The organism is Pseudomonas onubensis (assembly GCF_965653655.1).
In the GTDB taxonomy this organism is placed as follows: Bacteria; Pseudomonadota; Gammaproteobacteria; order Pseudomonadales; family Pseudomonadaceae; genus Aquipseudomonas.
Map to the genome: position 1 here is coordinate 19,026 of NZ_CBFHAZ010000015.1, position 12,010 is coordinate 31,035.

11 protein-coding genes are annotated in these 12,010 nt (G+C 61.8%); 8 read left to right on the plus strand and 3 right to left on the minus strand.

All coding sequences use genetic code 11. The features are described from left to right. The first annotated feature begins 9 nt into the window (after positions 1–9). Both aroA and ACTD9P_RS07890 read left to right on the plus strand, forming a co-directional pair. Positions 10–1,266, plus strand: a complete 1,257-nt coding sequence (aroA, locus tag ACTD9P_RS07885; protein ID WP_438867260.1) for a 3-phosphoshikimate 1-carboxyvinyltransferase — start codon at positions 10–12, stop codon at positions 1,264–1,266. Positions 1,267–1,297: 31 nt separating this feature from the next. Continuing rightward, the gene (locus ACTD9P_RS07890; RefSeq protein ID WP_056860400.1) at positions 1,298–1,687 is read left to right on the plus strand and encodes a hypothetical protein; all 390 of its coding nucleotides are present in this window, start codon (positions 1,298–1,300) and stop codon (positions 1,685–1,687) included. 1 nt (position 1,688) lies between these two features. On the opposite strand, the gene ACTD9P_RS07895 is transcribed toward ACTD9P_RS07890, so the two are convergent. Continuing rightward, entirely contained in the window at positions 1,689–2,288 is a 600-nt protein-coding gene (locus ACTD9P_RS07895) for an NAD(P)H-dependent oxidoreductase (RefSeq protein ID WP_438867261.1), read from the minus strand. A gap of 83 nt (positions 2,289–2,371) precedes the next feature. On the opposite strand from ACTD9P_RS07895, the gene ACTD9P_RS07900 reads away from it, so the two are divergent. From ACTD9P_RS07900 to ACTD9P_RS07910, 3 genes are all read left to right on the plus strand, one after another. Further along, a complete protein-coding gene (locus tag ACTD9P_RS07900) occupies positions 2,372–2,974 on the plus strand; it encodes a TetR/AcrR family transcriptional regulator (protein WP_438867262.1) in 603 nt (200 codons plus the stop codon). Between the two features lie 89 nt (positions 2,975–3,063). Beyond that, complete coding sequence (locus ACTD9P_RS07905; protein ID WP_438867263.1) at positions 3,064–3,441, plus strand: COG4315 family predicted lipoprotein; 378 nt, start codon at positions 3,064–3,066, stop codon at positions 3,439–3,441. A gap of 922 nt (positions 3,442–4,363) precedes the next feature. Beyond that, positions 4,364–5,671, plus strand: a complete 1,308-nt coding sequence (locus ACTD9P_RS07910; RefSeq protein ID WP_438867298.1) for an IS4 family transposase — start codon at positions 4,364–4,366, stop codon at positions 5,669–5,671. Between the two features lie 131 nt (positions 5,672–5,802). Here ACTD9P_RS07910 and ACTD9P_RS07915 read toward each other — a convergent pair whose 3' ends face one another. Together ACTD9P_RS07915 and ACTD9P_RS07920 are read right to left on the minus strand one after the other, a co-directional pair. Next, a complete protein-coding gene (locus ACTD9P_RS07915; protein WP_438867264.1) occupies positions 5,803–6,474 on the minus strand; it encodes a GNAT family N-acetyltransferase in 672 nt (223 codons plus the stop codon). Between the two features lie 20 nt (positions 6,475–6,494). Beyond that, positions 6,495–7,400, minus strand: a complete 906-nt coding sequence (locus ACTD9P_RS07920) for a LysR family transcriptional regulator (protein ID WP_438867265.1) — start codon at positions 7,398–7,400, stop codon at positions 6,495–6,497. 113 nt (positions 7,401–7,513) lie between these two features. Between ACTD9P_RS07920 and ACTD9P_RS07925 the strand changes: the two genes are divergently transcribed. The 3 genes from ACTD9P_RS07925 to ACTD9P_RS07935 all read left to right on the plus strand — a co-directional run bounded on the left by ACTD9P_RS07925 (position 7,514) and on the right by ACTD9P_RS07935 (position 12,009). Continuing rightward, entirely contained in the window at positions 7,514–8,728 is a 1,215-nt protein-coding gene (locus ACTD9P_RS07925) for an MFS transporter (RefSeq protein ID WP_438867266.1), read from the plus strand. 81 nt (positions 8,729–8,809) lie between these two features. Continuing rightward, positions 8,810–9,661 carry a CAP domain-containing protein gene (locus tag ACTD9P_RS07930; protein WP_438867267.1) on the plus strand — a complete coding sequence of 284 codons (852 nt, stop codon included), beginning with the start codon at positions 8,810–8,812 and terminating at the stop codon, positions 9,659–9,661. A 161-nt stretch (positions 9,662–9,822) separates the two neighbouring features. Next, positions 9,823–12,009 carry a GAF domain-containing hybrid sensor histidine kinase/response regulator gene (locus ACTD9P_RS07935; RefSeq protein WP_438867268.1) on the plus strand — a complete coding sequence of 729 codons (2,187 nt, stop codon included), beginning with the start codon at positions 9,823–9,825 and terminating at the stop codon, positions 12,007–12,009. Position 12,010 lies beyond the last annotated feature (1 nt).

Genomic DNA, 12,010 nt, shown 5'->3' on the forward strand with positions numbered 1-12,010 from the left:
CCTTGTACCTTGAGTTCGCAGAAAACCGTGACCGTTACACCGCCCAATTTCGCCCTGAACGGCAAGGTCGCGCCCCCCGGCTCCAAATCCATTACCAACCGCGCCCTGTTGCTGGCCGCCCTGGCCAAGGGCACCAGCCGCCTGAGCGGTGCGCTGAAAAGCGATGACACCCGCCACATGTCTGTGGCCCTGCGCCAGATGGGCGTGAGCATCGATGAGCCGGACGACACCACCTTCGTGGTCACAGGCGCAGGCAAGCTGCAATTGCCGTCGCAGCCGCTGTTCCTCGGCAATGCCGGCACCGCGATGCGTTTTCTCACCGCCGCCGTGGCGACCGTCGAAGGCACCGTGGTGCTCGACGGCGACGACTACATGCAAAAACGCCCGATCGGCCCGCTGCTGGCCACCCTCGGCCAGAACGGCATCCGCGTCGACAGCCCGACCGGTTGCCCGCCGGTGACCGTACACGGCGTGGGCAAGGTGCAGGCCAAGCGTTTTGAGATTGATGGCGGCTTGTCCAGCCAGTACGTGTCGGCGCTGCTGATGCTCGCGGCCTGCGGCCAGGCCCCGATTGAAGTGGCATTGACCGGCAAGGACATCGGCGCCCGTGGCTACGTCGACCTGACACTGGACTGCATGCGTGCATTCGGTGCGCAGGTCGAGGTGGTCGACGACACCACCTGGCGTGTGGCCCCCACCGGTTACAGCGCCCATGACTACCTGATCGAACCCGACGCCTCCGCCGCCACTTACCTGTGGGCTGCCGAAGTGCTGACCGACGGGCGCATCGACATCGGCGTGGCCGCGCAAGATTTCACCCAGCCGGACGCCAAGGCCCAGGCCGTGATCGCGCAGTTCCCGAACATGCAGGCCACCGTGATTGGCTCGCAGATGCAGGACGCAATCCCGACCCTGGCGGTGCTGGCCGCGTTCAACAACACCCCGGTGCGCTTCACCGAACTGGCCAACCTGCGCGTCAAGGAATGTGACCGTGTACAGGCGCTGCACGACGGCCTCAACGAGATTCGCCCAGGGTTGGCGACCATTGAGGGCGACGACCTGCTGGTGGCCAGCGACCCGGCACTGGCCGGCACTTCATGCAATGCGCTGATCGACACCCACGCCGACCACCGCATCGCCATGTGCTTTGCACTGGCCGGGCTGAAGGTGGCGGGTATTCGCATCCAGGACCCGGACTGCGTGGCCAAGACCTACCCTGAATACTGGAAGGCCCTGGGCAGCCTTGGGGTAACGCTCAGCTACTGAGCCAACACGTCGACTTGGGGAGGGAATGCACATGACAATTCGCCAACCCTGCCCACCCGGCGTGTGTGCCTGTGACCGCGAACAGCTGTTGCAAGCGCCCGGCGCCGACCTGCGTATCCTCAGCCTGACGCGTCAGGAAGAAAAAAAGCTGGTCGAGCGCCTGGAAAACCTCCAGAGCCTGCAAGACCTGGAACACATGCAACAGAAGATGTTTGAGCTATTGGGCATCCGTGTGCAGGTGGCGCCAGGGCACACCGAGGTCAAGAGCATGCGTGGCATTCAGATCAACATCGATGAGCAGCCCGGCCTGTGCCGCAAAACCCGCCAGGCGATTCCGGCGGCGATTCGCCGTGGCCTGGAGAAGCGCCCGGAAATTGCCTACCGCCTGCTGGATGCCCACGATCTGTTTCGCGAAGGCTGATTCAGCCGGCAACCATTTCGCGTTCAAACAGGCTCTGCCCGATGGCCTTCGCGGTGCGCAAATGCGCTTGCGCAGCGCCGCCCTCCGAATCCAGCAACAGCTCTGACGTCAGCACCTGCGCCCCACAGTAATCAAAAATCCCGTAGTCGATCTGCGTGCGCATGGCCTTGGCATACCCGTGCCGATCAAACGCGCCTTCATCCGCCGCACCCAGCGCCAGCAGGTGCACCTGCAAGTGCCGCAGTTTTTTCACCACCGGCGTGTCGGGCCCGTAATCAATCGCCCAGCCGTTGACGAACACGCGGTCAACCCAACCTTTGAGCAGCCCCGGCAGGGACCACCAATAAATCGGAAACGCCAGCACCAGCGCATCGGCGCGGTCGATGCGCGCCTGTTCAGCCAGCACATCGGCGGGCGGTTGAGCGCGTGTGCGGTGTACGAGGTGGTCGGCAGCGGTATAACGCGGGTCGAAGCCTTCGGCGGCGAGGTCGGCAATCTCGTAGGTGTGGCCGGCGGCTGTCAGCCCGGCCGCCACTTGCGAGGCAACGCTATGGGTGAGGGACTGCGGGTCGTGATGGGCTACTACGATCAGTGCGTGCATGACATTGACTCCATTTCGGGCTAGGCTGGGCGCTAGCTACTTTTAGTAGGTTACGAACCTTAAGTTACTTTTGGTATATAAGCATGTCAAGCGCTGAATCCCCTGCCCCACGCCGCCGCCTGTCCCGCGAGGATCGCCTGCGCCAATTGCTCGACATGGCCTGGCAACTGGTGCGCGAAGAAGGCACCGAAGCCCTGACCCTGGGCCGCCTGGCCGAGCTGGCGGGCGTTACCAAGCCGGTGGTCTACGACCATTTCGTCACTCGCGCCGGCCTGCTGGCCGCACTCTATGAAGACTTCGATAGCCGCCAGAACCAAGTGTTTGCCGAGGCGCTGGACACCACGGCCGCCACATTGGAAGAACGCGCCTGGGTCATCGCGTCCTGTTACGTCGATTGCGTGTTGTTGCAAGGGCGGGAAATTCCGGGGGTCATTGCCGCGCTGAGCAGCTCGCCGGAGCTGGAAACGTTAAAGCGCAAATACGAGGCGATCTTTCTGCAAAAGTGCCGCGATGCACTGGCGCCGTTCGCGCCCAACGGCACTGTTTCCCAGGCGGGCTTGCGCGCCATGTTGGGTGCCGCCGAAGCCTTGTCCCAGGCCGCCGCCAGCGGCGAGATCAGCCGCGATGAAGCGCAGCAGGAGTTGTTGGCGACGATTCTGGCGATGGTCAATCGCGGCCGCGTTTAACTAATTATTCACGCAAGGGGAATAAAGCGCCGCGACGGGTGTTTACCTGGGTACACCTTCTCAAAACCAGAAAAACCCAGGAGCTAGTCATGCTGAAAAAATCTTTCCTCGCCGCCGCTGCCCTCCTCGCCTGCACTTCGTCCATGGCCTTCGCCGCCCCGGCCAAGGTGGCCGACAGTGCCAAGGGCAAAGTGCTGGTGGACAGCCAAGGGATGACCCTCTACACCTTCGCCAAAGACAGCGCCGGCAAGTCGGTGTGCACAGGCCAGTGCCTGGCCAACTGGCCAGCGTTCACGGCCGCCGCCTCGGCGAAAGATGCCGACGGCTACAGCGTGATCAGCCGCGACGACGGCAGCAAGCAGTGGGCCTACAAAGGCCAGGCGCTGTATACCTGGGTCAAGGACGCCAAGCCTGGCGACATCACCGGCGACGGCGTGGGTGGCAACTGGAACGTCGCTAAGCCATAAGGGCTGGGCTGTGTACATATCCGTTATTTTTGTAACGGCGGCTATTGGTTCCGCTCTTACAGCGGCTCACTTTTGGAAAGACCCAAAAGTAAGCAAAAGGTCTTCGCCCCAACACTCGGTGCCTCGCTATGGCTCGGCATGCCCGCAATCCGCCAGTGATTTGGGGGGCCGCCGCGATGGGCCATCCTTGGCCCAGCGCGGCTAAACCGGCGTCCTGCCGGTTTACCCCCCAAATCCCTGTCGAATTCCGGCCATCGTGTTTGACGGGGCGATTTCAGATCAAGATCAAAAGCGCAGATCAAAAGACCGCTGACTTCGTCATCGAAAAGGATGTAAGGGCCAGAGCAACAGCAACAGCAACAGCAGAGCCCTACTCTGTCAAAGGTGGGAGCTGGCTTGCCTGCGATGGCATCAACTCGGTGTGCCTGATGTACCCAGGTGTCTGCATCGCAGGCAAGCCAGCTCCCACAGAAAAGCAGTTCTTCAGTGTATTCAGATAGGCTTTTGCCTTGCACTTGATCTGGCTCTTGCTTCAACCACTCAGGTCGGCTTTCAGGCCGCCGTGCTGTAGATCTTGATCTTGATCTGAGACGCCCCGTTAACCACGCTGGCCGAACGCAGGCTTGAATCCGTGGGTAACCCGGCAGGACGCCGGGTTAGCCGCGCTGGGCCAAGGATGGCACATCGCGGCGGCCCACGGATTCAAGCCGGAGTGAGGGCATGCCGAGCCTAAGCGAGGCACCGAGTGGTGGGGCACAGACCTTTTGGTTACTTTTGGGGCGTTTGCCAAAAGTGACCCGCTGTAAGAGCCATGCCTTTCAAGGTCTTGGTTTAAAATATCCTCAAATACTTTAGTCAGGATGACGAAACGATGTGGGAAAAGGTTCTAGAGCGGTTTGAAAAACATGCGCCGGCCAGTGTCATGACGAAGCTGGTACTGGAGCAGGCGGTAGCTGCTGAGTGGGTCGACAAGGTGTTCGATGAATACCGCCAACGTCAGTATTCACGTGAGCTTTTGTTTTCAACCGTTGTTGAGCTGATGTCCCTGGTTTCATTGGGCTTGAGGCCATCCTTACATGCAGCAGCTCGTAAAATGGAGGGGCTTTCAGTCAGCCTCGCCGCAGTCTATGACAAGATCAAACGAACCGAACCCGAGTTGCTTCGAGCCCTGATTTCAGGCAGCGCAGAGCGTTTAGAGCCCACAATAAAAACGCTCGGCCACTCATCGACTCTGCCCGGTTGGCAATTGCGCATTGTCGATGGCAATCACCTGCCAGCCACGCAAAAGCGTCTTGGCCCTTTGCGCACTGAGCGAGGTGCGGCTCGTCCAGGGTTTTCTGTGGTGGTCTACGACCCTGATTTGGACTTGGTCGTTGATCTTCAACCGTGGGAAGACGCCTACGCCAGCGAGCGAGTCAGTGTTCTGCCGCTGCTGACCCGTGCAAGCAAGGGCCAGCTGTGGATGGCTGATCGCCTCTATTGCACCTTGCCCGTCCTGCAAGCCTGCGAAGACACCGGGGCTTCGTTCATCGTTCGTCAACACAGCAAGCATCCACGCCTTATGCAAGAAGGTGATTGGCAGGAGGCAGGAACCGTCGACAGCGGAGCCGTTCGCGAACAAATCATCGAGGTAAAAGGTGGTCGCCGCTGGCGGCGTGTTGAGTTGAGCCTGCAAACGGCGAATGACTCAGGTGATTTGGTAATGTGGTTTTGGAGCAACCTGCCAGACACTGTCAGTGCTTGCCAAATAGCTGATTTATATCGTCGCCGCTGGAATATTGAAGGGATGTTCCAACGCCTTGAGTCGGCGCTGGAAAGTGAAATTAAAAGCCTTGGCAGTCCCAAAGCAGCTCTACTGGGCTTTGCTTCGGCGGTGCTGGCTTACAACGTTTTGTCGGTTCTCAAGCGTAGCGTTGAGCAGGCGCACCGAGAAACGCAGCCAGAGGGTTGGGAAGTTTCGATTTTCCATTTGGCGGTGCATGTTCGCAGTGATTATCAGGGAATGCAGATCGCATTGCCTGCGGAAAATTTCCCTCTTGAAAAAACCTCGCAGGGGCTGGCAGAACGGCTGTTGGCCCTGGCGAGGTTGATCAACCCCAAGGCCGTCGCGAAAAGCCCTCGCGGTCCCAAAGTCGCCAAACCCAAGGAGTGGCTGGAAGGTAAGGCCGCGCAGAAACATTTCTCAACAGCTCGGGTACTTAAGGCTGCCAAGTCGAATAAACAAACTTGAACATGGTTTTAAACGGCTTTTAAACGCGGACCTTGAAAGGGATGGCTGTAAGAGCGGAACCAATATCAGCCGTTACCGCAGCAACGGATATACACACAACCCCCTCTAAACCCAAGGAAGATTTTTAACACTCAGGACAGGTGCTGATTCACAAACAACCGCACCTTACGCCCCAACTGATCCAAGTGCCGATCCCGCTGCTTCTCGGCATCAACCATCGCGCGCTTGCCGTGTTTTTGCAGCAAGTACGTATGAATCTGCCGCACCTCCAGTGAGCTGTAGATCGCAGCCACGTCCAGCACGCCCATCAAGCCGTCGGTGCCGTAATCGCGCGTGTTCATCAACACTTGTGTGTCCCGTGCGCCACGCAGCTGAAAGCCCATCGCTTCAAACGCTGGCACTTTTTCCACTGAGCAGGCCAGCTCTGCATGGGGATAATGCGCCAGCACCTCGCCAAGCATGGCGCGGGCCACGCCCTGGCGCCGGTGCCCGGCCTGCACCGCCATGAAGGCGATGCCACAAGCGTGCGGGTCGTCCTTGACAGGCAAGTACAGGCAAAAGCCGATCACCTGTTCTTCCTGCATCGCCACCACCAGTTCAACCGCGATGCCCTTGGCGCCGTTCAGCGCTTCAAGGTACAGGTGCACCTCATAACCGACGGCATATTGATAGATGTTGTAGAGCAGGTTGCTCGGCGGCAACGCGACACTGCTGATGTCGGTGAGGTTGTCCACCACCATCTGCAGGATCTGGCTGTTGATCGGCTCGGGGCACGCGGTGGTGTAGCGGGTAAGGCTGAACATGCAAATTCCTGGGTTTAGCGTCAAGGCAGCGGTGATTGTACCTGCTGCCCGCACACCTCGCGCAAACAGCCGCGCAACCAGCGGTGGGCCACATCGGCATCCAGGCGTGGGTGCCAGAGCATGGCCACGGTGAACGGCGGGACGACGATCGGCAGTGCGAAGCTGTGCAGCCCGTCGCGCTGATGGGCGGTGTAGCGTTCGGGCACGCTGGCGATCAGGTCGGTGTCGCGGGCCAGGGCGATGGCGGTGGCAAAGCCGGCGACGATGGTGCTGATGTCCCGCGTCAGGCCTTGGGCTTGCAGGGCGTCGTCGACCTGGCCACGGTCAAGCCCACGGCGGGACACGTAGACATGCCGGCCCTGGGCAAAACGCTCGGCGCTGACGTCACCCTGGCTCAGCGGATGGCCGCTGCGGACCACACCGATCAGCCGGTCACGGAACAGCGCCTGGGTCAGCAATTCGGGGCTGGCGCTGGCGTCGACCACGCCTATCGACAGGTCAATACTGCCCTCGCGCAGCAGCGCCGAGTCCTTGTCGCTCTTGTCGACAAAACGCAGGCGCACGCCCGGCGCTTGCTGGGCTATACGCGCAAGCAACGCCGGGCCGAGGTTTTCGACAAACTCCTCGCTGGAGCGCAGCGTGAACGTGCGTACCACCTGCCCCATGTCCAACGCTTGCGCCGGGCGCAGCACCGCCTGGGCCTCTTGAACCAAACGGCTGACCTGTTCACGCAGTTCGACGGCGCGCGGTGTCGGCACCAGCCCGCGCCCGGCGCGCACCAGCAAGGGGTCACCGGTGGTTTCACGCAGGCGTGCCAGCGCGCGGCTCATGGCCGAAGGGCTCAGGCGCAGGCGCCTGGCGGCAGCGGCGACACTGCCCTCGCTGAGCAACGTATCCAGGGTAATGAGCAAATTCAGGTCGGGCATACGTGTTCCTTATCAGGCGTTTGATGCAGGTATTAGCTGCAACCCATGCGTCTTCCGCCATATTAGGCCACGCCGTAGAGTTGTGTCAGTTGCCTTCACTCAAGGAATCGTCCATGCACAGCTCTTCACGCGCCGCGCTCGTCAGTTTGTCGCTCTCCATGTTGCTGGCGTCCTTGGGCACCAGCATCGCCAATGTCGGCCTGCCCAGCCTGGCCAAGGCATTTGATGCATCCTTCCATGCCGTGCAGTGGGTCGTGCTCGCCTACCTGCTGGCGATCACGGCGGTGATTATCGGCGCAGGTCGCCTGGGCGATCGCTTCGGGCGCAAGCGCGCTTTGCTCGCCGGCTTGCTGCTGTTCGCGGTGGCGTGCGCACTGTGCGCGGCGGCCCCATCGCTTGACTGGCTGATTGCCGCGCGCGCCCTGCAAGGGTTCGGCGCCGCCAGCATGATGGCGATGACCCTCGGCCTGGTCGGCGACACGGTAACCAAGGCGCGCACCGGACAGGTGATGGGTTTGTTGGGCACGATGTCGGCAGTCGGCACCGCCATGGGCCCCAGTGTCGGCGGGGTGTTGCTGAGCCTGTGGGGCTGGCGCGCGTTATTCGCGGTCGGTGTGCCGCTGGGTCTGTTGGCGGCGGCCCTCGCCTTTTATTACTTACCGACAGATCGCCAGGCCAGCGCCCGCGTAGCGGACGGTGCTTTCTGGCAGCCGTTGCAAGACCCGTCGCTGCGTGCCGGGTTGGCAATGAGCGCCCTGGTAGCCGCAGTGATCATGGCCACGTTCGTGGTCGGGCCGTTCTACCTGTCCCAGGGGCTGGGGTTGGACTCCGCGTGGATGGGCCTGGCCATGGCCGTCGGCCCTTGTGTGGCGGCACTGACCGGCGTGCCGGCGGGCCGCCTCACCGATCGCCTGGGCAGCCAGCGCATGGCCCTCGCGGGCCTGGGCGTGATGGGCCTGGGCGCGCTGTCACTGTCGTTGGCGGCGGGACTGCTGGCTTACCTCGGCGCCCTGATCCTGCTCACTACCGGCTACAGCCTGTTTCAAGCGGCCAATAACACTGCGGTGATGAGCGACGTCGCGCCGACACGCCGAGGCACCGTCTCCGGCCTGCTGAATCTGTCGCGCAATCTGGGCCTGATTTTCGGCACCTCGGCACTGGGCGCGGTATTTGCGTGGGCCAGCCCCGATGTGGCTCACGCGGCGCCGCTCAGTGTCGCCCATGGCTTGCACTTGACCTTCGCCGTGGCGTTGGCCCTGATCGTCACCGCCAGCACTTTCGCCTGGGGCCGCCACCGCGCCACGATCTGCCCGCAGAACACCCGTTGAGGCAAAAAAACAAAAAAGGCGTTGCCCCAAACCGGGTTACTTCGCGCATCATGGGCACTTTCAAGCTCAAGGGTAACGTCCATGCGCGTGCTGTCATTGATGATGGGTCTGACGACGCTGGCCGCCAGTTCGGTGTTCTGCGCCAGCGCGATGGCGAATGAAGAAAGTCAGTTGGTGCAACAGATCAACGAATACCGCAGCCAGGTTCAGCGCTGCGGCAACCAGGGTTCCCAGGAACTGCCACCGCTGGCCAGCGATACGCGGCTGGTGCTGCCGGCCACCAATGTTGGCGACTTGCAGCAGGCGCTGGCGCGGGCCGCGTACCCGATGGTGAATGTGCAGGCCATCAGCCTCTCCGGCCCAAAGGACGCCCAGGCGGCGATGAAGGCTGTGCGCGAAAGCTTTTGCCGCGTGGTGCTGGACCCGCAATTTGTCGATATCGGCGTGAGCAACAGCGGTCAGGACTGGCGCATCGTGCTGGCACGCCCGCTGCTCACCAGCGGGCTGGGCGATTGGCAGACCGAGGGCAAAAAACTCCTCGAACTGGTCAACACTGCCCGCCAGCAACCGCGCCAATGCGGCACCCAGGCGTTTACCGCAACGACGCCGCTGTCGTGGAATGATGACCTGGCCAACGCCGCCAACAGCCATTCGCGCAACATGGCTAATGGCAATTTCTTCGACCACCTGGATCATGACGGCCGCACGCCTGGTGATCGTGCGGAACTGGCCGGGTACATCGCAAAAAACATCGGCGAAAACATCGCCGCCGGCCTCGACAACCCGCGCAAGGTGGTGGACGGCTGGCTCGCCAGCCCCGGGCATTGCGCCAACCTGATGAACCCGCAATTTCGTGAATTGGGCGCGGCCTACGCCATGGACCCCAAAAGTGATGCGGGTATTTATTGGACGGGGGTTCTCGGCGCGCAATAGGCGTTTTAGGCACGATTGCAGACCTATTCATTTGGATAGAGCATCAAATTGCCATCTCAGGGATAATCGCGCTGAACTGGTAGCGGTCATTCCGGTCTGTTGCTTGTTAGCCTGACCGCTTCAGGCCCTCGACAGACCGTGGTAAACAAGGTGTTCTCGCAATGATGAATTGGCTGCAAAGCAGCAGCGACATGGCTGAGCGGGTTCGCCAGCATGACTGGGCCAACACGCCACTGGGCCCGCTGGAGCAGTGGCCCGACGTGCTCAAGACCACCGTGGCGCTGTGCTTCGCATCGAGCTTTCCCCAGGCGATTGTCTGGGGGCCGCAGTTGATCACGCTCTATAACGACGCATTCATACCGATACTGGGCGCCAAGCCCGACCCGTTGGGGCGCCCGTTCAACGAGGTGTGGCATGAGGTGTGGGCGGATATCAGCCCTATTGCCGATGCCGCCTTCCAAGGCCATGCCACCTACATCGAAAATTTCCCCCTGGTGATTGAACGCGGCCCCACGCGGGACCAGGCGTACTTCACCTTTTGCTACAGCCCGATTCGTGACCGCGAGGGCAAGGTGGTGGGCATTCTCGACACCGTGTCGGAAACCACCACCACGGTATTCCTCGCCCGGCGCCTGGCGGTGCTGGATGCCATCAGCCACACAGTGGCCAATGCCGCCGATGCCGAAACCATCCTGACCGGCACCACCCAATTGGTCGCCGAACACCTGCAGGTGAGCAACTGCGCCTACGCCGATATGGATGCCGACGAAGACGGCTTTACCATTCGCGATAATTGGGTGGCACCCGGTTCGCCCAGCATCATCGGCCGCTACAGCCTGGCGGCCTTTGGCGAGACCGCGGTCAAATGCCTGCGCGCCGGAGAGCCACTGGTGATTCATGACAACCTGCGCGAGCTGCCGCCAGAGGAATCGGCGTCCTTTCAGGCACTGGGGGTCAGCGCCACGATCTGCATGCCCTTGATCAAGAACGGCCGGCTGACGGCCTTGATGGCGGTACACGATAAACTCCCACGGTTGTGGTCGAGCTACGACCTGGCGTTGCTGCGCGAAGTCACCGAGCGCTCCTGGGCGCATATCGAGCGCGTGCGCGCCGATGCCCATGTGCGTGAAGGCCTGGCAGCCTTTGCCGAACTCAACACCACCCTGGAGCAACGCGTCGAAGAACGCACCCTGGCACTGGCCCAGGCCGAAGCCGCGTTGCGCCAGTCGCAGAAGCTCGAAGCCATCGGCCAGTTGACCGGCGGCGTGGCCCACGATTTCAACAACCTGCTGACCATTATCCGCTCCTCGGTGGACTTTCTGCGCCAGCCGGGGTTGTCCGAAGAACGCCGCCAACGCTACATGAGCGCCGTGTCCGACACCGTCGAGCGCGCCAGCAAACTGACCAGCCAATTGCTCGCGTTTGCCCGCCGCCAGCCGCTGAACCCGGAAGTCTTCGATGTGAGCCTGCGGGTCAAGAACATCGGCGAGATGCTCGAAAGCCTCACCGGTGCGCGTATCCGCGTGCAGCTGGAACTGCCGCAGCGACCGTGCCATGTGCGCGTCGATTCCAGCCAATTTGAAACCGCGCTGATCAACATCGCGCTCAATGCCCGCGATGCCATGGAGGGCCAAGGCACCCTGACCCTGCGCGTCGCCCACATCGCAACGCTGCCGCGCATCCGTGGCGATGCCGAATCAAGCCAGCCCTTTGTGAGTATCGCGCTGGCTGATACTGGCAGCGGCATTGCCGTCGACACCGTCGAGCGTATTTTCGAGCCGTTCTTTACCACCAAGGCGGTGGGCAAAGGTACCGGGCTTGGCTTGTCCCAGGTGTTCGGGTTTGCCAAACAGTCCGGTGGCAACGTCGACGTTACCAGCAACCTCGGCCAGGGCAGCGTGTTTACCCTGTATCTACCCGAGGCGGAGCCTGTGGCAGTGCAGGCCTGCTCGGTACAGGAAGACCAAGGCCCGGTGTCCGACACTGCGGCGCGCCACATCCTGATCGTGGAAGACAACCTTGAGGTTGGACGCTTTGCCAACCAGATCCTGCAGGACCTGGGCTACCGGACCACCTGGGCCACCGATGCCGAGCAGGCGCTTGCGCTGGCCGGCCCGGACGGCATGGCGTTTGACGCGATTTTTTCGGATGTGGTGATGCCCGGCATGACCGGCGTGGCCATGAGCAAACTGCTGCGCCAGCGCCGCCCCGATTTGCCGGTGGTGCTCACGTCGGGCTACAGCGAAGAACTGGCTGACAGCGGCTATGAAGGCTTCGAGTTTCTCCCCAAGCCGTACTCCGCCGACCAAGTAGCGCGGGCATTGGCCAGGTCGATGCTCAAGGAATGAG